20 protein-coding genes are annotated in these 20,602 nt (G+C 68.5%); 11 read left to right on the forward strand and 9 right to left on the reverse strand.

The window, feature by feature from the left end:
* Positions 1-31 precede the first annotated feature (31 nt).
* Positions 32-952: an AEC family transporter gene (locus tag ABD716_RS11855; protein ID WP_344777085.1), complete on the reverse strand. Its 921-nt coding sequence runs from the start codon at positions 950-952 to the stop codon at positions 32-34.
* A 294-nt stretch (positions 953-1,246) separates the two neighbouring features.
* Here ABD716_RS11855 and ABD716_RS11860 point away from each other — a divergent pair, with 294 nt between their 5' ends.
* Positions 1,247-2,473, forward strand: coding sequence for an ROK family transcriptional regulator (locus ABD716_RS11860; RefSeq protein WP_344777087.1), 1,227 nt, complete (start codon positions 1,247-1,249; stop codon positions 2,471-2,473).
* A 39-nt stretch (positions 2,474-2,512) separates the two neighbouring features.
* Here the strand turns inward: ABD716_RS11860 and ABD716_RS11865 are convergent, their stop codons facing one another.
* The 6 genes from ABD716_RS11865 to ABD716_RS11890 are packed head-to-tail and all read right to left on the reverse strand — an operon-like array spanning position 2,513 to position 8,050.
* The gene (locus ABD716_RS11865; RefSeq protein ID WP_344777089.1) at positions 2,513-3,520 is read right to left on the reverse strand and encodes an aldo/keto reductase; all 1,008 of its coding nucleotides are present in this window, start codon (positions 3,518-3,520) and stop codon (positions 2,513-2,515) included.
* Positions 3,510-4,328 (reverse strand): VOC family protein, encoded by an 819-nt coding sequence (locus ABD716_RS11870; protein ID WP_344777091.1) that lies wholly within the window; start codon positions 4,326-4,328, stop codon positions 3,510-3,512. Before ABD716_RS11870 ends, ABD716_RS11865 begins: the two co-directional genes overlap by 11 nt.
* Before the next feature lie 18 nt (positions 4,329-4,346).
* Entirely contained in the window at positions 4,347-4,805 is a 459-nt protein-coding gene (locus ABD716_RS11875; protein WP_344777093.1) for a VOC family protein, read from the reverse strand.
* Between the two features lie 41 nt (positions 4,806-4,846).
* Complete coding sequence (locus ABD716_RS11880; RefSeq protein ID WP_344777095.1) at positions 4,847-5,743, reverse strand: carbohydrate ABC transporter permease; 897 nt, start codon at positions 5,741-5,743, stop codon at positions 4,847-4,849.
* Positions 5,740-6,702: a carbohydrate ABC transporter permease gene (locus ABD716_RS11885; protein ID WP_344777097.1), complete on the reverse strand. Its 963-nt coding sequence runs from the start codon at positions 6,700-6,702 to the stop codon at positions 5,740-5,742. The genes ABD716_RS11880 and ABD716_RS11885 overlap by 4 nt, the downstream gene beginning before the upstream one ends.
* A gap of 19 nt (positions 6,703-6,721) precedes the next feature.
* Positions 6,722-8,050, reverse strand: coding sequence for an ABC transporter substrate-binding protein (locus ABD716_RS11890; RefSeq protein ID WP_344777099.1), 1,329 nt, complete (start codon positions 8,048-8,050; stop codon positions 6,722-6,724).
* Between the two features lie 215 nt (positions 8,051-8,265).
* On the opposite strand from ABD716_RS11890, the gene ABD716_RS11895 reads away from it, so the two are divergent.
* The 5 genes from ABD716_RS11895 (at position 8,266) to ABD716_RS11915 (ending at position 13,102) form a co-directional block, all read left to right on the forward strand.
* On the forward strand, positions 8,266-9,357 hold the full coding sequence (locus tag ABD716_RS11895) for a threonine aldolase family protein (RefSeq protein ID WP_344777101.1): 1,092 nt from the start codon (positions 8,266-8,268) through the stop codon (positions 9,355-9,357).
* 58 nt (positions 9,358-9,415) lie between these two features.
* Positions 9,416-10,741, forward strand: coding sequence for a glycosyltransferase family 2 protein (locus ABD716_RS11900; RefSeq protein ID WP_344777103.1), 1,326 nt, complete (start codon positions 9,416-9,418; stop codon positions 10,739-10,741).
* The gene (locus ABD716_RS11905; protein ID WP_344777106.1) at positions 10,738-11,265 is read left to right on the forward strand and encodes a hypothetical protein; all 528 of its coding nucleotides are present in this window, start codon (positions 10,738-10,740) and stop codon (positions 11,263-11,265) included. The genes ABD716_RS11900 and ABD716_RS11905 overlap by 4 nt, the downstream gene beginning before the upstream one ends.
* Positions 11,265-12,227, forward strand: a complete 963-nt coding sequence (locus ABD716_RS11910; RefSeq protein WP_344777108.1) for a hypothetical protein — start codon at positions 11,265-11,267, stop codon at positions 12,225-12,227. Before ABD716_RS11905 ends, ABD716_RS11910 begins: the two co-directional genes overlap by 1 nt.
* 287 nt (positions 12,228-12,514) lie before the next feature.
* Complete coding sequence (locus ABD716_RS11915) at positions 12,515-13,102, forward strand: nitroreductase family protein (protein WP_344777110.1); 588 nt, start codon at positions 12,515-12,517, stop codon at positions 13,100-13,102.
* Between the two features lie 138 nt (positions 13,103-13,240).
* Here the strand turns inward: ABD716_RS11915 and ABD716_RS11920 are convergent, their stop codons facing one another.
* The gene (locus ABD716_RS11920) at positions 13,241-13,834 is read right to left on the reverse strand and encodes a TetR/AcrR family transcriptional regulator (RefSeq protein WP_344777112.1); all 594 of its coding nucleotides are present in this window, start codon (positions 13,832-13,834) and stop codon (positions 13,241-13,243) included.
* Positions 13,835-13,974: 140 nt separating this feature from the next.
* Here ABD716_RS11920 and ABD716_RS11925 point away from each other — a divergent pair, with 140 nt between their 5' ends.
* The 4 genes from ABD716_RS11925 to ABD716_RS11940 all read left to right on the forward strand — a co-directional run bounded on the left by ABD716_RS11925 (position 13,975) and on the right by ABD716_RS11940 (position 18,769).
* Positions 13,975-15,471 (forward strand): DHA2 family efflux MFS transporter permease subunit, encoded by a 1,497-nt coding sequence (locus ABD716_RS11925; RefSeq protein WP_344777114.1) that lies wholly within the window; start codon positions 13,975-13,977, stop codon positions 15,469-15,471.
* 186 nt (positions 15,472-15,657) lie between these two features.
* The gene (locus ABD716_RS11930; protein WP_344777116.1) at positions 15,658-16,359 is read left to right on the forward strand and encodes an alternate-type signal peptide domain-containing protein; all 702 of its coding nucleotides are present in this window, start codon (positions 15,658-15,660) and stop codon (positions 16,357-16,359) included.
* Positions 16,360-16,526: 167 nt separating this feature from the next.
* Positions 16,527-18,143 carry a hypothetical protein gene (locus ABD716_RS11935; RefSeq protein WP_344777118.1) on the forward strand — a complete coding sequence of 539 codons (1,617 nt, stop codon included), beginning with the start codon at positions 16,527-16,529 and terminating at the stop codon, positions 18,141-18,143.
* Entirely contained in the window at positions 18,143-18,769 is a 627-nt protein-coding gene (locus ABD716_RS11940) for a signal peptidase I (RefSeq protein ID WP_344777120.1), read from the forward strand. Before ABD716_RS11935 ends, ABD716_RS11940 begins: the two co-directional genes overlap by 1 nt.
* Here the strand turns inward: ABD716_RS11940 and ABD716_RS11945 are convergent.
* A complete protein-coding gene (locus ABD716_RS11945; RefSeq protein ID WP_344777122.1) occupies positions 18,747-19,796 on the reverse strand; it encodes a zinc-dependent alcohol dehydrogenase family protein in 1,050 nt (349 codons plus the stop codon). The two genes, ABD716_RS11940 and ABD716_RS11945, sit on opposite strands and share 23 nt — an antisense overlap.
* 72 nt (positions 19,797-19,868) lie before the next feature.
* Between ABD716_RS11945 and ABD716_RS11950 the strand changes: the two genes are divergently transcribed.
* Complete coding sequence (locus tag ABD716_RS11950; RefSeq protein ID WP_344777124.1) at positions 19,869-20,600, forward strand: FadR/GntR family transcriptional regulator; 732 nt, start codon at positions 19,869-19,871, stop codon at positions 20,598-20,600.
* Positions 20,601-20,602 lie beyond the last annotated feature (2 nt).

Raw genomic sequence — 20,602 nt, forward strand, 5'->3', positions numbered from 1 at the left:
CTGGTGGCGCAACCGGGAGGACCGCGGCGTGCTAGGTCAGCAGCAGCGCGACCACGAAGACGGCAGGCACCGACAGGATCGTCGAGAGCAGCACGGCGTCGCGGGCGACGATCTCGCCGCGCTCGTAGCGCGCCGCGAAGTTGTAGACGTTCTGCGCCGCGGGCAGCGCGCACAGCACCACCGTGACGAACAGCTGGTGCCCCGTCACGTGGAAGCCGTAGCGGGCGAGAGCCCACCCGATCAGCGGCATCAGCACGACCTTGAAGACGGTGGCGACGATGACCTCGGCGCGCGCTCCGACCGCCTTGAGCGGCGGCGAGCCGTGCAGCGACATGCCGAAGGCCATGAGCACGAGCGGCACCGCCGCGCCGCCGAGCAGCGTGAAGGCGCTGTCGACGACGTCGGGCAGCGTCCACCCGAAGGCGGCGACGACGACCCCCGCGACCGACGCGATGATCATGGGATTCCGCACGGGGTTGAGCAGGATGTCGCGCAGGCTCACCCGGCCGCGGCTCGTGACGTCGAGAACCGTGAGCGCGATCGGCGCGAAGACGATGAGCTGCACGAGCAGCACCGGCGCGATGTAGGCCGGGCTGCCGAGCACGTACACCGCGACCGGAATGCCGATGTTGTTGAAGTTCGAGTAGCTCGACGCGAGCACTCCGATGGTCGTGCGCGCCGCCGGCCGGCGGAAGAACAGCCGGCTCAGCACGAGGAACACGAGGCCCGCGATGACGGCCGCGATGTTCGCGGCGAGGCCGACGCCCGAGACGACGGTGCGGATGTCCTCTTTGGCCAGCACCGTGAAGAGCAGGGCGGGGTTCGTGATGAAGAACGCGATGCGGTTGAGCACGTAACCGGCCTGCGGCCCGCCGACGCCCACGCGGCCGACGCCGTAGCCGACGGCGATCACGAATGCGATGATCCCGAAGCCCGTCAGTACGCCCAGCACGCGGACCAGCCTATTGGTATACCAACGGATGCCTGAGCGGGCCGCTTCGCGCACGGTGCCGCCCTGCGTTCGCCCGGCGGGCCGTCCCTCCCGGCCGCCCGTGCCGCGCCACCGAGGGGTGCCGAAACGGCGCTCTGCGCGAACATTCCCCCATCACAGCACCTCTCGGTGACGCATCCGCCACGCCGGCGTGCCGCCCTCGCGTGGCGTGCGACCAACGCGCCCGAACTTACTCAAGCTAAGTAAGATGACGCCAGAAGCGGCGTGGGCCGCGTCGGAAAGTGCGGTGCGGTCATGGCCACGAGGCGGATGAAGGGGCAGTCCTCCGCCGAGACCCGCAGCGCCATTCTCGACCTGATCCGCTCGAGCGGGTCGGTCAGCCGCAGCGAGCTGGCGGTGCTGTCGGGGCTGACCGAGGCCACCATCTCGAAGATCGTCAAGACGCTGCTCGACCAGGAGCTCGTCATCGAAGCCGGCTTCGCCGACTCGACGGGCGGCAAGCGGCCGGTGCTGCTCACACTCAACACGAAGGCGCGCTACGCGATCGGCGTCTCGCTCGACGCGCGCAGCATCAACTACGTCGTGAGCGACATGAGCGGCCACGCGGTGCACCACCTCGAGACCGAGGGCTTCGGCCACACCACCCCGCCGCTCGTCATCAAGCGCATGGCCGGCGACATCGCCAAGCTCGTCAAGCGCAGCAAGCTCGCGCCGGGCGAAGTCGTCGGCATCGGGGTCGCCGCCGCCGGCCGGCTCGACGCCTCTGGGGGCGTGCTGCGTCGCTCGCGCGTCGCGAGCGACTGGGAGGACTTCGCGATCGAGGCCGCCCTGCACGACGCCACCGGCATGCGCGTCGCGCTCGACAACGACGGCAACTGCGCAGCACTCGGCGAGTTCTGGTCGCAGCGGCTGCCGGCCGATCACGACTTCGCCGTCGTGTACATGGCCACGGGCATCGGCTGCGGGCTCGTCATCGACGGCGGCCTCTACCGCGGTGCGTCCGGGAACGTCGGCGAGATCGGGCACATGACCGTCGACCTCAACGGTCCCGAGTGCTTCTGCGGGCGCCGCGGCTGCCTCGAGACCCTCGCGGCGCCGGCGGCCGTGGTCGCGCGGGCGCGTGCCAACGAGAAGCTCGCCGCCGCCCTCGGGCTCGAAGAGAACACCGCCGAAGACGACGTGCGTGCCGACTTCGCGCTCATCGCCCGCGCCGCCGCCGAGGGCGACGCGGGCAGTGTCGCGCTGCTCACCGAATCCGCGGAGTATCTGGCCACGGCCGTCGTGTCGATGGCCAACCTGCTCGACCTCGACACGGTCTACCTCGGCGGTCCGGGCTTCGCCGACGCCGGCGAGCTCTACGCGGGAACTCTGCGCCGCGCGCTCGAGAACGGCGCCTTCATGCGCGCCGTCCACCCCGTCGAGGTGCGCATGAGCTCGGTCGGGGCCGAGACGTCGGCTCTCGGGGCCGCGTCGCTGATGCTGCACAGCCACCTCACCCCGTTCCGCGCGGGCCGGGGCTGAGCCCGCACGGCGCGGCCGCCGCACGAGCGACCATGGACGTCACGCGGCGCGGTGGTCGAGCCAGTTCTCGGGCGCGGGCACGAGCTCGTCGATGCGCGCCCAGAAGGACGCAGGCAGATCGAGGGATGCCGCAGCGACGAGCTGCCCGATGCGCTCGGGTTTCGTGAACCCGACCACCGTCGACGCGATCCGGCTGTCCCGCAGCGACCAGGCGAGCGCCACGGCCGCGAGGTCCGTGCCGTGTTCCTCGGCGAGTGCCGCCATGTCCGCGATCGCCGCGAGCGTCGCGGGCGACGCCTCGCGGTAGCCGTATCTCGTGAGCCCGTCGTGCGGCTTCGCGAGGATGCCCCCGCCGTGCACGGCCGCGTTGAGGACGCCCATTCCGCGCTCCGCCGCCGCCTCGATAAGCGGCCCGGCGCTGCGGTCGACGAGCGACCAGCGGTTGTGCGTCAGCAGCAGTTCGAACACGCCGAGCTCGACGTAGCGCCCGATCTCGTGCACGTCACCGCCCGCGACGCCGAGATGGCCGATGAGGCCCTCGTCCCGCAAGGCGATCAGCGCGTCGACCGCCCCGCCAGGGGCGGTGAGCTCAGCGAAGGGGTGGAACTCGGGGTCGTGCAGGTGCACCACGGGAAGGTGATCGAGCCCGAGGCGCGCCATGCTCTCCTCCACCGATCGCCGCACCCGGTCACCCGAGTAGTCGCCGCCCTTCGGGTCGACCTTCGTCTCGACGAGCACGCCCGCGGGAAGGCCGCCCTCCTCGGCGATCGCGCGCCCGATGCGCGTCTCGCTCGCCCCGTTCGAGTAGCCGTTCGAGGTGTCGATGAAGTTGATGGGGCTGCGGAACACCTCGCGCACGAGTTCGATCGCGCTGCCCTCGCTGATCTCATAGCCGAACAGCTGCGCCATGCCGCCGAGCGGACCGCCCCCGAGGCACAGTGCGGAGACGGTCAGCCCGGTGGCGCCGAGCGGGCGCACCCAGCCCGGCGCCGGTGCCGCCGACGGCACAGTCGGCGGCACCGCCCGCGGCGCCCGCTCAGCCGGCAACGACCCGCTCCGAGGCCGGGGCGAACGGGAATCCGTCGGCGTCCGCGACGATGCGCTCACCGGCGAACTCGCCCACCTCGACCGCCCCGGTCACGCTCGCCGGCGCGCCCGCGGCCCCCGCGGCCCCCGCGCGCGCGTCCAGCACCGCGGCGACGAAACCCGGAGCGTCGAGCTGCGGCGGGCGCTCGGTCGTCGGCACGTCATAGGTGAACAGCTCGAGCACGGTGTCGTCGCCCTTGAGGTAGTCGATGTGGAACCCGCGCGCGTCGTGCGGCTGCTCGATCGTGCCGATGCGTGTGAAGCCGAGCGGCGCATAGAACGCCTCGCTCGCCGCGCGGTCGGCGACTGTGACCGCGACGTGGTCGAAGCGCGGGCGCGCCGGGGTGCCGAGGGCGCGTTCGCGTGCGACGCCGCCTTCGTCGTGCACGACCGTGTACTGCAGGTCGCGCTGGACGAACTCGAGCAGGGTGCCTTCCGGGGCGTAGAAGAACGCGATGCGCACACCGCCTTCCGCCTCGAGCGGGTCGAGATGGAACGGGACGCCGGCCTCTTTCAGCGGCTCGACCAGGGCATCCACATCGGCGACCTTGAATCCGACGTGACGGAAGCCCCTGACGAGGTCGTCGGCGACCCACGTGGATGCCGCGGGGTCCGCCAGCCGCCGCAGTTCGATCACGGCGGTGTCGACGTCGAGCTCGGCGCGCTCGGGCGTCACCTCGCCGACGGGCTGCGCCGCGATGAAGCGGCGGTAGAAGTCCGCGCTGCGCTCGACGTCGGTCGTGTTGATCAGGATTCTGCGGATCGCCATGGTTGCGGCCTCCTCGGCTTAGGGGCGGGGTTTGATGTTGAGGTTGACGCCGAGCGTGCCCTCGCCGTCGATGATGGTCCAGCTGCCGCCGGGGTACACGCCGACGTTCCGCAGCGGGAATCCCTTCGACTCCAGCTCGCCGACCACGTCGTCTCGCGCGTCACCCACCTGGAAGCCGAGGTGGTGCACCCCGTTGCCGTGCGCGTCGAGGAACTCACGGAAGGTGGACGGGTTCGCGTCGGGCTCGTGCAGCTCGATGACGAAGCCGCGTTCCGAGCAGTCGACGACCGCCACCTTCAGGCCGTACTGCGCCGGCTCGCCGCGGTACAGCTCATTCGGGTTCGGCTCGGCCGCCGACACCCGCACCTCAGGGCGGGGAACGTCGAACACCTCGCACCACGCGTCGAGGGCGCGCTCGATGTCGTCGACGACGAGCGCGATCTGAATCAGATTGCGCAGGGGCACAGGATGCTTCACAGGCGTCTTCCTTCGGTGGAGTGATGCGGCCGCCGCCGCGCTCAGTTCTTGACCGCGCCGAGTGTGAGGCCGGCGACGAACTGGCGCTGCATCCAGACGTAGACGAGGATCACGGGCACGATCGACATGGTCAGGCCGGCGGTCAGGGTGGGCCAGTCGGTGTTGTACTGCCCCATCAGGCTGAACAGCACGGGTTGCAGGGGCAGCTTCCCCGTGTCCTGCAGCACCGTGTTGGCGTAGAGGAACTCGTTCCAGGTCTGCAGGAACTGGAAGATGATGACCGTCGCCATTCCGGGCCGCGCGAGCGGAAGGACGACCCGCCGGAACACCTGCAGCTCGGTGGCGCCGTCGACGCGGGCGGCCTGCACCAGCTCGTCGGGCAGGGTCTCGAAGAACGCGCGCATCAGGAACATCGAGAACGGCGCCGAGCTCGAGACATAGAGGATCAGCAGGCCGAGCTGGTTGTTCAGCAGGCCGATGGCACGCAGCTGCAGATAGAGCGGGATGATCAGGGACGTCGCCGGCATCATCAGCGTCGCGAGCAGGGCGACGTAGAGCACGTTCTTGAACGGGAAGCGCAGCTTGGCGAAGGCGTAGCCGGCGAGCGACGCGAAGATCACGACACCGGCGACCGTCGCCGCCGTGATCCACAGGCTGTTCAGGAAGTGCACCGCGAAGCCCGTCGACACCCACGCCTCCGGGTAGGCCGCGAAGGTCAGGTGCGTCGGGAAGATCGGGCCGGTGAAGATCGTGTTCTGCGGGCGCAACGACGTCAGCACCAGCCAGATCAGCGGGAACACGGTGAAGGCGGCGATCGCGATCAGGATGAATGAGGCGAAGGACTTCCCGATCGGGGCCGGTCGTCTGCGCCGCTGCTGCGCGGCGGGGCGGCGGTCGGTGCGCGGCACCTGCCCGGGGCGGGCCATGGTCGCCGTCATCGCTGCGCCCTCCGCGTCAGGAACACCTGCACCGCGACCGCGACCCCGCACAGCAGCATCACGATCACGCTGAACGCGCTGCCGTAGCCGAGCTGGGGGATCGAGCCGGCAGTCGACCCGAACGCCAGCGAGTAGAGGTACGTGCCGAACACCTCGGAGGCGTGGCTCGGCCCTCCGCCGGTCATCACGAAGATGATGTCGAAGACCTTGAACCCGTTCATGAGGTTGAGGCTCACGACGATCGCCGTCACCACCCGCAACCCCGGAATCGTCACGAAGCGGAACTGCTGCCACCGGCTCGCGCCGTCGATCTGCGCCGCCTCGTAGTAGGTCGGATCGACGCCCTGGATGCCGGCGAAGTAGATCAGCATGTTCGTGCCGATCGCACCCCACAGCGACACCACGATGATCGCCGGCAGCACCGTCGCCGGGTTGCTCAGCCAGTTCGTGGCGAGGCCGTCGAGACCGAGCCCCCTCAGCGCCTTGTTCAGCGTTCCGAGGTTCGGGTCGTAGATCAGCTTCCACAGCACGCCCGACACGACGAACGAGACGATCCCGGGGATGAAGAGGATGGTGCGGATGACGACGCTGAGCCCGCTCCACACGTAGTTCAGCAGCACCGCGATGAACAGCGGGATCACCGTCTGGAGGACCGTCGTGACGATGGCGTAGACGATCGTCGTGATGAACGCCTGCCGGGCGACCGGGTCGTTCCACATCCGCTCGTAGTTCGCGAAGCCCGTGAAGGTGGGGCTGCCGAACCCGCTCCAGCTCGTGAAGCCGAGATAGATCGCGAACACGATCGGCCACCCCACGAACACCGCGAACAGCACGGTGATCGGAATGGAGAAAACGTAGCCCGCGAGCCGCTCCGAGCGCTGCAGCCGCCACAGGTGCGACCCTCCCGACGTGGAGCTGCCGCGGCGCGGCATCCCCCGTGAAATCGTCTGACTCGACATCCGCCGGACCCCTCCTTTCTCAGCCGCGCGCGTTGACGACAGCGGTCTGCATCTGCTTCGCGACGTCCGCGGGGGAGGCCTTCTGGTCGAAGATCTTCGTCAGCGGGTCGCCCGAGGCGGACGAGCCGGCCCCGAACGGGATGTGGGGGCATCCGTCGGGCAGCCACGACGCCATCTGCTTGATCTGCGGGCTCGTGACCCGGTCGACGGCGGACTGGGTCGCCGGCATGCTGCTCGAGTCGTTCATGAGCTTCGAGTAGACGTCGGGCGAGTAGAGGTACTTGAGCACCTCGAGCGCCGCGTCCTTCGCCTTGCTCGTCTCGGAGACGGCGAAGCCGGCGCCAGCCTGGTCGGCCGTCCAGTGACGCGCCCCGGTCTTGATCGCGGGGGTCTTCATGATCTTGTACTTCTTCACGAAGTCGGGCGTCGCGTTCTGGATGAGGCCCGCGGGGATCCACGAGCCGGCGAACAGCATGGCCGCGGCGCCGGTGTAGAAGAGCTGGGTCGCCTGGTCGCCCGAGGTTCCCGTGGTGCCCTTCTGGAAGACGTTCGCCTTGACGATCCGGTCGTTCAGCTCGAGCGCCTTGACCACCGGCTCGTTCGTCCACTTGTAGCCCTTCTCGAGCTGGTCGAGCTTGAGGAAGTAGGTCGGGTCGTCGGTGACCTGGGTGATGAGCGGCAGGAAGAAGTCGAGAGCGCTCGTGCCGGGGTTCGCGCTGAACGCGACCGACGACTTGCCCGTCGCGTTGACCTTCTGGGCGACGTCGATCAGGTCGTCCCACGTCTCGGGCTCGCCGTCGACGCCGGCCGCCGCGAACAGCTCGGGGTTGTAGAAGATGCCGAAGGTCTGCGCCTCCCAGCCGAGCGCGTACTGCTTGTCGCCGTCGCTGTACTCCTGGTTCTCGGCGGGGAAGAAGTCCTTCAGGAAGTCGCTGCCGAGCTCCTTCTTGAGGTCGGCGGAGATGCCCTGCTTGCCGTAAGTGATGGCACGCACGTGCGGCGCGAAGATCTCGGGCACGTCGCCGCCCGAGACCGCCGCGGTGAGCGCGGGCAGGTACTGGTCCGGCGTTCCGAAGATGCGCAGGTTCACCTTGATGTGCGGATGCTTGTCTTCGAAGTCCTTGATGACCTTCGGCAGGGTGTCCTTCTGCTCGGTGTACCAGCTCCACACGCGAACGGTGGTGGTGCCGGAGCTCGAGCTGGCCGACCCGCCGGAGCAGGCCGCGAGCAGGCTGGCCGTGGCGGCGGCGCCGAAGCCCGCCGCGCCGGCCTTGAGCAGGGTGCGCCGGTCGAGCCGGGTTCGTGCGAACGCGGAGCCGAGCGAGCTCGCGCCGTTGATGCTGTGCATTTCGATCTCCTCATTGAGACGGTTCGCTCTTCCCGGCCGAGGGGTCACGCGCCGGGGTTGCGAACTTTCTATCTCAAGGTAAGCAAGTTTGCAATGGTTGCGGATGCCCCGTCCCGACTCGCGCGCCGCGCGGCACTCGCCCCACGCGGCGAACTTCACGCCGGCGTCAGATCGATTACTGCGTACTCGATGAGGCTTGGCCCCATGATGGAGTCATGGCCTTCGAGCGACTGCACGACCCGTCCGTCATCAGCTTCGCGAGCGACAACTACGCCGGGGCCATTCCCGAGGTGCTCGAGGCGATGTTCATCGCCAACGGCGGGCACCAGCCGAGCTACGGCGCCGACGCCTACAGCGCCCGCCTCACGGCCCTCATCAAAGAGCACTTCGGCGACGCCGCCGAGGCCCACGTGGCCCTGAACGGCACGGGCGCGAACGTGCTCGCCCTGCAGAGCATCACCGAGCGCTGGTCAGGGGTGATCTGCGCGGAATCCGCCCACATCAACACCGACGAGAACGGCGCCCCCGAGCGCGTCGGCGGCCTCAAGCTCCTGCCGGTGCCGACCGCCGACGGCAAGCTCACCCCCGAGCTCATCGACAAGCAGGCGTGGGGCTGGGGTGACCAGCACCGCGCGCAGCCGAGCGTCGTGAGCATCACACAGGCGACGGAGTTCGGCACGGTCTACACCGCCGACGAGATCGCCGCCGTTGCCGACCATGCGCACAGCCGCGGCCTGACCCTGCACATGGACGGCGCCCGCCTCGCCAACGCCGCCGCCGCGCTCGAGCTGCCGCTCGCCGATTTCACGACCGAGGTCGGCGTCGACATCGTGAGCTTCGGTGCGAGCAAGAACGGCGGACTGTTCGGCGAGGTCGTCGTCATCGTCGACCCCGAGACGACGCTCGGCATCGAATACCTGCGCAAGGCCGACATGCAGGTGCCGAGCAAGCAGCGCTTTATCGCCGCGCAGCTCGTGGCGATGCTCGAGGACGGCCTGTGGCTGCGCGCCGCCCAGCACGCCAACGAGATGGCGGCGCTGCTGCGCGAGCAGCTCGAAGAGGCGGTCGCGGATGCCTCTGCCCCCGGCCTCTCGTTCACGCAGCCGACCCAGTCCAACGCCGTCTTCGCGACCCTGCCGAAGGTCGCCGCCGACATCGTGCGCCGCCGCTACGCGTTCTACGACTGGGATTCGACCCGCACCGACGGCTTCGCCGAGGTGCGCTGGATGACCGCGTGGGACACGAGCGAGGAGGACGTCGAAGCCTTCGCCGACGCCATAGTGGAGGCGACCCAGGCGGTCGTATGATCGGCACCAAGGCCGGCCGGATTCCGGGCGGAGGGCACCGGCCGTAAGGGGGCGAGGGATGCCGACGACCGCCGGAGGGTGGTTCATCCAGGTCCTGATCTTCGTGATCGTGGGCTACCCCATCGTCGGCGGAATGGCGTTCATCGTCTCGAGCTTCTACTACAAGCTCTTCCTCGAGAAGTACGACCTTCCCCGGCCGCTCGAACATGAGCCGCCGTTCGTGACGATCTTCGTCCCGGCACACAACGAAGAGGCATCCATCGCCGGAACGGTGCGCTACCTCTTCACGCAGCTCAACTATCCCCTCGACAAGTACGAGGTCATGGTGCTCAATGACGGGTCGACCGACCGCACGGCCGAGATCCTCGACGAGCTGCAGGGCGAGTTCGACGGCTTGCGCGTTCTCACGGTGGTCGCGAATCGCGGCAAGGCGGCCGCGTTCAACCTCGGGCTCGGCTTCGCACGGGGCGATTTCATCCTCTCCAACGATGCCGACACCAAGCCGACCCCTGACGCGCTGTGGCAGTACATGAGCCACTTCGAGCGCCCAGGCGGCCATAACGTCGGCGCCGTCACCGGCAACATGCTCGCGGCCAACCGCACCACCATGACCGCGCTTGCGCAGCAGAACGAACTGAACTCGATCATCGGCATCATCAAGCGCGGGCAGATGGCGATCGGGTCGCTGTTCGCCTTCTCCGGCGCCAACACCATGTACCGGCGGCAGGCCGTGCTGGACGTCGGCGGGTGGCACCCCGAGCAGCCCACTGAGGACATCGCCAACGCCTGGGATATGCAGACGATGGGCTGGCGCTCGCTGTTCGCGGCTCACATCCGCTTCTTCCTCGACGTGCCCGAGAAGCTCGGCCCGCTCATCAAGCAGCGGAAGCGCTGGTCCTCCGGCGGCATCATGGTGATGCTGACGAAAGGACCGCGGCTGCTGCGCCACCCGATCCGCAACTACGCCATGATCCCGGTCATCGTGGACTACGCGCTAAGCGTCGTCTGGAGCTTCCTGTACTGGGTCAGCATGGCGATCTTCGCCCTGCTGCAGCTCTACTTCCTCGTCACGCTGAACTGGGAGCGGTTCTTCCACAACTGGTACATGGTCGGCATCTTCGTCGCGATCGAGATGATCGTCGGTGCGATCCAGGTGGCCACGGCGTCCTTCTACAACGACGGCGGCAAGACGCTCAAGTACCTGCTCTTCGCCCCCTGGTACATGCTGGTCTACTGGATGGTGAACACCTTCACGGTGGTCTGGGAGTTCTTCCCCACGGTCCGGAAGATCGTCGCAATGCGAGACGGCGGCGTGTGGAAGTCGCCCGAGCGCTCGACCAGCCTCACCGAAGCACCGGCACAGCCGGAGGTGCCTCAGCGATGATCGCTGAGCCCATGGAGCGCCGCCCGGACTACGTGGTCCACACGATCGACGAGAAGGACCTTACGGTCGACTGGTTCTTCGGCCCGGTGGGCTTCCGCAAAAAGATCCCCCAACTGCTCCTCGCGTTCGTGGGCTGGGTCTTCTCGATCCTGCCGATCTGGATCACGGCCTCGGCGATCCTGCACCGCAACGACCGAGGCGGTTGGTGGAACTACCGCGAGGGCTTCGTCATGTTCGACGACACGTCGATCGTCCTCGGCACCCTGCTCGTCATCTTCGTGCTCGGCTACCTGGCGCTCTTCTTCATCGACCGCCGGCTGGACGGCTGGCGCCGCGATCGCATCACCTACGACGTCGAGCGACTCGACCTGCGCCTGGCGATCGCGGACGACCTCTACTCCAGCAGGTTCGGGCCGGAGGACGCACGGCTCGGCCTGCGGAACATCCGGATCGAGCCGTATGCCGATTTCGAGACGTTCGAGTTGCGCGACCGCTACCGCGACTATGACGTGGGGGTGGACTGATGGCGCTCTCGCCTGACGATCTGCGCGTGATCGACGACATGAAGCAGCGCGAGTTCACGCAGAAGAAGCGCCGGCGCGCGGTCAGCGCGATGCACCGCGAGCGCACCCGGTTCCGCGCCCTGCTGAGCACGCTCATCACCGTCGTCGTCGCTGTCGTCGTCGGCCTGGGCTATGCGGCGGTGCGCGGCCTCTTCGGGGCACCGCTGGTCGAGTTCTGGGACAACGACTGGCTGGCACTCGTCATCGGCGCCGTGATCGGCTGGCTGCTCGGCGAACTGTGGTTCCGGTCGGCGTCCGGCCGACGCGTACTCACCGGGAAGGACGCCCGACTCAACCAGAAGTACTCGGGCGACCTGCACGCGGGTCGCCGCTGGCAGCAGTTCTTCTACCGAGGCGAGGAGATCTCCGCACTGATCCCACGCGCGCTCTACACCCTCGAGAGCCACCCGAACGAGTACGAAAGTCTCGATGCGGTGCTCGCCGAGGTGCGGGCGACGCGCTACGAGAATCCGCGCTTCCGGGCGCGCGGTCAGGAGCTCTTCAACTCCCTCACGGACGCGACCGATCTCGTGATCCTGTCCACGGTCGACGAGTTCGGCCGTCCCTCAAGCCGCTTCATGCGCTTCGTCACCACCGAGCGCCCGGGCGTCTGGTACGTCACGTCAGCGCCCGAGGCGCCGAAGATCCCCGAGTTCGACCGCGGGCAGGCCGCCCTGCTCACGGTGCCAACCGAGAACGGGGCGACGATCAGCAGCAATAGGGTGCATGTGCGTCGCGCGAGCAAGGGGTTCGCCGAGATCGCCGATTTCTACCGGGCGCAGGTGCCGCGCTATCTCGACGGTATGACCTCAGAAGACCAGGCGCGCGAGATCGTCTACGAGGTGATCATCGAGTCCGCACGTGTCAGCAGCTGGGAGTACAACGAGCCGGTGCTCTTCGAGAACAACCGTGCTCCAGTTTGAATCCCTGTTGCATCTAAGTTAGACTTAAGCCATCGAGCGGGGCCGCAACCGGGTGCAGCGGGCGGCCCGCCGCTCGGGGTCGACGCCGACCCACCCGGTCCTCGGCCGGCGGGCTCGCCTCCCACCCCCCCTGTAGATCCCGTCGGTCGAGCTCGACCGCGTCCCATCCCTCACGATCCCTCGCGCGCGGCGCCCGGAATACCTCCCCGCCCTCATGCGTTCGCATGGTGTTGTACAAGCCATCGGCGCTGACGCCGAGCCCCGAGCAATCGAGAGGAGTCAGCGCGATGACGCTGATCAGTGAGACCAAGAGCGCGCAGACGGATGCCCCCATCCTCGATGTCCTCGCCGCGCGCTGGAGCCCCCGCGCCTACACCGCAGAGCCCATCGACGAGTCGAAGCTCGCCTCGGCCCTCGAGGCCGCGCGCTGGAGCCCGTCCGCCGGCAATTCGCAGCCCTGGCGCTTCATCGTCGCGCGTCGCGGCTCGGCCGCTTTCGAGAAGGTCTCGGCCGCACTGATGGGGTTCAACCAGGCCTGGGCACCCGCGGCGTCGGTGCTGCTCGTCGGGCTGTACACCGAGCTGCGCGACAGTGAGGGCAAGCTTCGGGCGACCCCGAGCTACGACCTCGGCCAGGCGATGGCGCACCTGTCGATCCAGGCGCACCACGACGGTCTGCACGTGCACCAGATGACCGGCTTCGACCCCGAGGCTCTCGCGGCGTCGTTCGAGCTGCCCGCCGACGTGAAGCCCTTCGTCGTCGCCGCCATCGGCACCGTCGGCGCGCCCGACGACCTCGACGAGGTGCTGGCCGAGCGCGAGCGCCAGCCGCGCACGCGCCTCTCGCGCACCGAGATCGTCCTCGTCGACGAGTAGAGCGTCACGCCGCCCCGCACGCTGGTCGAGTAGCAGCCGGCGCCTGCGCCGGCCGCGTATCGAGACCCCCTCCCCGCCAGGAAAGGGTCTCGATACGCTCCTTCGTCGCTACTCGACCAACGTGAGGGCGAGCGGTCGCTACTCGACCACTGAAAGCGGCCGCAGGCCGTCGGTGACCAGCTTGATGAGACGCCGCAGCGCGGCATCCGAATCACCGCGCCTCTCGGACGCCCACGCGAGCGAGCCGATCAGGGCATTGAGGTCGGATGCCTGCACGTCGGCGCGCACCGCGCCGGCCTCTTTGGCGCGCGCCAGGATCTTCGCGGTTCCCGCCGTCATCGGCTGACAGCTCGTGCACAGCGGCGAGCTCGGGTCTTGCAGGGCGGTCGCGATCGACTCGGGCAGACCGCCGTAGGTGCGCAGGTGACGCGCGAGCTCGAGAATCCACTCGTCGAGGGCGGCCGCCGGGTCATCTGCGGCCATCAGGCGCCGGGCCGTGTCGCCCAGCTCGTCGAGTGCCCCGTGCAGTGCAGCGGCGAGCAGCGCGTCGCGGGTGGGGAAGTGGCGGTACAGCGTGCCGGGACCCACGCCCGCGCGGCACGCGATGTCGTCGAGAGAGGCTCCGGTGCCCTTCTCGGCGAAGGCCTGCGCCGCGACCTGCACGATCTTGTCGTAGTTCCGCTGCGCATCGGCGCGCAGGGGCCGCTTCAGCGTTGCGGCATCCGTCGTCATGTCGTTCACTCCCAGCGAACCGGATTCGGCCTCCGCTTGTTGACAAAGCGGAGGCAATCTCCATATTGTGAGGATTCCGAAAGACGGAGACTTCCTCCGGATTCGGATTCACCGTACACCTTCTCGTGATCGGACGTCGCGTGACCGACACTCTTTCCCTTGATCTCACAGGCCCCGCGAAGGGTCTCTCTTCCCGCGAGTCGGGTCTCCATTCGCCTGACGGCGGGTCGACCAGCAGTCGACCTCGCACGGCGATCCTCGGCCTCATCACCGTCTTCATCACCCAGCTCATGCTCGTGGTCGACGCGAGCATCGTGAACGTCGCCCTTCCCGACATCCAGAAGGCGCTGCACTTCACCCCGAGCGGCCTCAGCTGGGTCGTCACCGGCTACGCCCTCGCATTCGCGGGGCTCATGCTGCTCACCGGCAAGCTCGGCTCGAAGATCGGCGCCAAGCGCGCGCTCATCATCGGCACGCTCGTCTTCATCGTGGCGAGCGCGGCGGGCGGGCTCGCGCCCACGGCGTCCGCCCTCGTCATCGCCCGCGTGGTGCAGGGCGTCGGCGCCGCGATCGCTGCCCCGAGCACCCTGGTGCTGCTCATCGAGAACACCACCGCTGGCGCGCAGCGCAACCGCGCGATGAGCCTGTTCGTGCTCGCGGCCGGCTCGGGCGGCGCCATCGGCCTCATCCTCGGCGGCGTGCTCACGACCGGCCTCGGCTGGGAGTGGGTCATGTTCGTCAACGTGCCGATCGGCATCCTGATCGCCGTCGGCGCCGCGTTCTTCCTCGGCGAGACCGAGCGCACCCGCGAGACGCTCGACTTCGGCGGCGCCGCGACCAGCGTGATCGCGATGGTCGCCCTCGTCTACGGCTTCACCGAGGCCGCGAACTCGGGCTGGGGCAGCCCGGTCGTGATCGTGTCGTTCGCCGTCGCGCTCGCCTCTCTCATCGGCCTCGTCGCGATCGAGCGCAGCCACCACTCGCCCGTGGTCCCGCTGCAGCTGTTCACCCGGTCGCGCAGCGCCGTGCCGCTCATCTCGATGCTGTTCGTGCCGGCCGGCATGTTCGCGTTCTTCTACCTGATCACGCTGTTCACGCAGGACGTCTACCACTTCAGCGCGCTCGGCACTGGCCTCTCGCTGCTGCCGTTCGTCGTGACGATGATCGTCGTCTCGCAGTTCGCACCGCGGCTGCTTCCCCAGTTCGGCGAGCGCCTCGTCGGCGCCGTCGGGCTCGCCGCGCTCGTCGTCGGGCTCGGCTGGCTCTCGCAGCTGCACGCCGACGAGAGCTACGCCGCAGGCATCCTCGGCCCCATCATCGTGATGGGCCTCGGCGCCGGCCTCACCTTCGCGCCGCTCACCGGGCTGATCATGGCGCACGCCCCCGAGGGGCACGTCGGCACGACCTCGTCGGTGCTGCAGACCATGCAGCAGCTCGGCGGCTCGATCGGCGTGGCCGTGCTGTCGACCGTGTTCGTCTCGGCGGCCGCGACGGCGGGCGTCGCGGGCGGGCTGACCACCGCGATCATCGGCGGCGTGGTGTTCGTGGGCGTCGCGTTCGTGCTCTACGCGCTGTGGGGGTCGAACGCGCCCGCGCTGGCTGAGGGCACGGATGCCGCACCCGTGGTGACCCACTAGAAGACGCGCTTCAGCGCTTCGCGAGACGCCCCGTCTGCCTCGGCAGGCGGGGCGTTTTGGTTGTCCGTTTTCGTTGCCGCTCGCGCCTATTAGAACACCTCCCAATAAGCCCGGAGGTGGGGTACGAATCTCTATTCAACTTGTATGCAAGCGTAGAATTGAGGTGCAGGGGGCGAACAGGCCGGGGTGCCTAAAACGCAGGTGATCCGGCTGACGCACAGAAAGCAGGAACACCTGATGAACAGATTGTTCAAAGGCGCAATCGCCAGCGCCGCCGGGGTCGCCCTTCTGCTGGGTGGAGCTGGAACCTTCGCCCTGTGGCAGGACACCGCAGCCTTGCGAAACGACGCCGCCATCAACGCAGGTCGGTTGGAGTTCGATCTCAGCGAGTACGGCGGGCATCTGCCCTACGCCGACTGGGAGATCAACGGCCACCCCGTCGTGGACCTGCCGGACAGCGAGGAAGGGACCGCCGACGAGATCGAGGCCGTTCGCTTCGTTCCTGGCGATGTGGTCACCATGACCTGGGACCGCGTTCCGGTGATCGTCGATGGCGACTACCTCGTCGCCAAGTTCGGCGTGAGCCTCGAGAATCTCGACTTCAACGACATGACCGATGCGGAGCGGGAGGCGGCCGAGGCCTTCTTCGCCGACCTCGTCCACGAGGTCCAGATCAGCCGCGATGGCGTCAACTGGGTGTCGGACACCAACACGTTCGAGCTCACGCGCGGAACCGAGGTCTTCCACGTCCGCGCGCAGGTGACGTTCGACGACGACGCGATGGACAAGGTCGCCTACGGCGCCCGGATCCCGCTTCAAGACATCGGGCTCTCGATCGAGCAGGTGCCGCATGAGGACCACGCAGGCTACGTCCCGCCGACGCCGTAACGAAGGGAGCACATCCGCAGGGATGCCGCAACAGCGGCATCCCTAGCCCCCGGTTCGCGCACTCACGCTGAAAGAGGGTGACCCACATGACGCGACCACGCCACCGCGCTCGCACGCCCCGGCGCACACGCAGCTGGCTGCTGCCCCTCATCGCCGGCGGCCTTGCGGTGCTCGTGACGTCGTTGCTGAGCCCCGTCGGCACGAGTGCCGCCTGGTCGGATTTCGCACCCATCCGAAGCGATGCCGTCATTCGCGCAGGCGGGCCGAACTTCACCGTCACCGGCTTCGAGCAGCTCAGCGAGCATGACTACGCCGACGACGACAACCTGACCAGCGCGCCCGCGACGATCGAAGTGACGAACACGGGCGATGTCAAGCTTCAGCACTTCGAGGCCAGCGTGCAGCGGAGGCAGGACGAGGGCGGCAATCCGGACTTCTACGACAGCGTGAGCTGGTCGTTCACCCGCGCGGGTGCCAACGGCACGGACGAAGAGGACTGGGACGGCTGGGCCGCCTGGCTCTATGACCTCGCCCTCGAGCCGGACGAATCCGCCACCTATCAGGCGACGACCACGCTCGACCCCGACGCGTTCGAGTTGCAGGACGACTTCGCGGTCTTCGAGATCACCGTGCTCACGAAGATCTCCTCGTCGTGGGCCACAGCGGACACGGCGTGGTCGCTCGTGACGGGGGTCGGCATCGTCCAGTACGTGACCTACAGACCCACCCTGCCGATCGACCTCGACACCAGCAACGCCCGCTGGGAAGGCGACGTGCTGCATGGCTACGACCTGCACCTCGTCTGGGATAACCCCAATCGACCGTTCGGAGACACCTACACCGTCTCCGTCAACGGGATCGCACAGATCTCCGAGACGTACCTCTACTGGAGCCCGCGCTACCAGATCGGCCCCGACCGGGTCTGGGCGACCTTCGCCCAGTCGGGAAGGTTGAAGGATGCGCCCGGGACCGGGCAGACCGTCGCCATCACGGTCGAGGTCCGAGTATCCGGGGACCCGACGTGGGTCGCCCGCAAGACGCTGTGGGCCACTCGCTCCGGGAACTCCGTGCTGATCTACGGCGTCGACCCGACGACGCCGCAGCGCGCCAGCGCTCCGGCCCCCGTGATGACCTTCTCCGCCCCAGCACCGGCGCAGGCCCCGCAGGCCGCGCAAGCGGCAGACCTCGAGACAAGCCCTCAGCAGGCGACCCCACAACCCGTCGTGCCGGAAGCGGCTCCGCAACCGTCGACATCGCAACCGGCGGTACCGCAGCCCGCGACGCCGGCGCCGGAACCGGAGGTCATTGCCCCCGCGCCGACCCCCGAGACTCGGCCCGACGTTGGCGAGCCTGGACTGGAGTCGGAGCCTGAGGGCACCGAACCGGCACCGGACGCCGAGCCTGCGGGCACCGCGCCTCGGCCTGAAGCCGTGCCGGAAGCGCTTCTACCCGAGCAGGCCCCCGAGCCCCCGGCAGCCGAAGTGACGGTGGAGGACGAGGCCGCAGAGCCGCTCACGCTGATCGAGCTCGACGGAGACAGCGCCGACACGATCGAAGGTGCGACAGTCGGAGACGAACAGATCGAGGTCGAACCGGCCGATGGGGGCGTCAAGCTCGCGCTTCCCGAGCAGTTCTGGAGCGGGCCCCGCGAAGTCGTCCTGACCGGTAAGCGGGATGGTGAGGTCTTCACCCTCACGATCCGCCTGGACAAAGGCGAGAGCGGCGAGATCACCTACGAGCTCGTCGAGCCTGAAGAGGCACCCAGTAAAGAAGGGAGTATCTGATGACGATCACAGAGCCGCGCATGCCGGCGGCGATCACGGATGCTCCGGCCGAGGAGCCCCGGAAGGAACACGGCGCCTGGTACTGGCTCTTCTACGGTGTGACCGCCGGGCTGCTCGCGATCATCCTCGGGATCGGCGTCGTCGCCATCGCACTTCCGAAACTCACCGGGGCGGTGCCGCTCACCGTGCTCAGTTCGTCGATGGAGCCTGCGCTGCCGCCGGGAACAATGGCCGTCGTGCGTCCTCTGGCTCCGCAGCAGCTAGGTGACATCCGCATCGGCGACATCATCTCCTACCAGCCCTATCCGCAGGACCCCACCCTTGTCACGCACCGCGTGACCAACATCCGCCATCTGAGCAGCGGAACCTTCGTCTTCATCACACAGGGCGACGCGAACTCCACCGTCGATGCGCCCGTGCTCGGCAAGCAGGTGCGCGCCACACTGTGGTACTCGATCCCCGGCCTCGGCTGGGTGAACGACCTCGTGAACGCGCAGGGCAACCGCGCGTGGATCATCCCGACGGCCGCGGGCTTGCTGTTCGCCTATGCCGGCTACACCGGCATCTCCTCGGTGGTCACCTACGCCAAGGAGAAGCGCGCCGCTAAGGCTTCAGCAGCACCTTGATCGCACGGCGCTCATCCATCGCGGCGTAGGCCTCGGCGACCTCCGAGAGCGGCAGCTCGAGATCGAAGACGCGCCCGGGCTTGAGCGAGCCGTTCCAGACCTCGGGCAGCAGCTCGTCGATGTAGTTGCGCACCGGCGCCATACCGCCGCGCACGCCGACGTTCGAGTCGAACAGCTGGCGAACGGGCAGCTCGGGGCCGCCGCTCGGCACACCGACGAAGCCCACCTGGCCGCCGGGGCGGGCCGAGCGCAGCGCCTGGTCCATCGACTCCTTCGTGCCGACGCATTCGAGCACGGCGTCGGGCCCGACGCCATCGAAGAGCGCCTTGACCGCGGCAATGCCCTCGTCCCCGCGCTGCTCGACGATGTCGGTCGCGCCGAAGTCGCGGCCGAGGTTCTGGCGGTCTTCGTGGCGCGACATCAGCACGATGCGCGCGGCGCCGAGCCGCTTCGCGGCGAGCACAGCGGACAGCCCCACGGCACCATCACCGACGACCGCGACGGTCGAGCCCTGCTTCACGCCGGCCGAGACGGCCGCGTGGTGGCCGGTGCCGAACACGTCGGCGAGGGTGAGCAGGTGTGGAACGAGCTCGGCGCTCGGCTGACCGGGCGTCGCGACCAGCGAGCCGTCGGCATGCGGCACGCGGACATACTCGCCCTGCGCGCCCTGCATGTCGTTGCCCCAGTGGTCCTTGCCGCCCCACCAGCCGATCTCGAGGCACGACGTCGTGAAGCCGTTCCGGCAGTTCACGCACGTCATGTCGCAGTCGTAGAACGGTGCGATCACGAAGTCGCCGACGTTGATCTTCGACACCGTGTCGCCGACGGACTCCACGATTCCGACGAATTCATGGCCGATGCGCGCCGGATGCTTCACCGGGGTGATCCCCCGGTAGCGCCACAGATCCGAGCCGCAGACGCACGCCGCCACGACCTTCACGATGGCGTCCCCGCCGGTGATCAGCTCGGGCTTCGGAACCTCTTCGTATCGAACGTCGTTCTTACCGTAGATGGTCGTCGCGTGCATGCGTCAAGCGTAAGCGCGGGGGCGACATCCGCGTTTGTCCTACATTTGGCTATTTTGTGGGACAATCGATGCATGCCCCGTCTCGCACCCCACGTTCCGCTCGCCGAGCAGGTCGCCGAGCAGCTGCGGCAGCGCATCGCCGACGGCGAGTTCGAGGTCGGCTCGCGCCTGCCGACCGAGCACCAGCTGACCGAGGAACTCGGGGTGAGCCGCAACAGCGTGCGCGAGGCGCTGCGCTCGCTCGTGCACGCGGGACTGCTGCGCGCGAAGGCCGGCTACGGCACGGTCGTCGTCGCGACGAGCGACCTCGCCCCTGCGCTCGCCCGGCGCATCGAGCGGGAAGCCGCAAGCGACACGGCTGAGGTGCGCCTCATCCTCGAGCGCGAAGCCGCGCGGCTCGCCGCCCGCCGCGCCACCGTGCAACAGCGACGCGCACTGAGCGCCGCGCTCGACGCGCGCGCACAGGCGGCCGACGGTCCCGCGTACGTCGCGGCCGACATGCGCTTCCATGAGGTGCTGATGGATGCCTCGGGCAACGAGCTTCTGGCAGAGCTGTACCGCGGCATCGGCGGCAACGAGGACGCGCTGCTCGACCTCGACGACCCGGCGCTCGACCTTGAGGCGACCGTTCGCGCCCTCGCACCGATCGACGACGCGCATCGCGAACTCGTCGACGCCGTGCTCGCGGGCGACCCCGAGGCGGCGAGCGCGGCGGCCGAGCGGCTGGTGCGCCTCGCCAACGAGCGCACCGGAGTGACGTTGCGCGACGACCACGACCACACCGACGGCCCGGCCCGGGCCTGAAA

Source organism: Gryllotalpicola kribbensis, from assembly GCF_039538245.1.
Taxonomy (GTDB): domain Bacteria; phylum Actinomycetota; class Actinomycetes; order Actinomycetales; family Microbacteriaceae; genus Gryllotalpicola; species Gryllotalpicola kribbensis.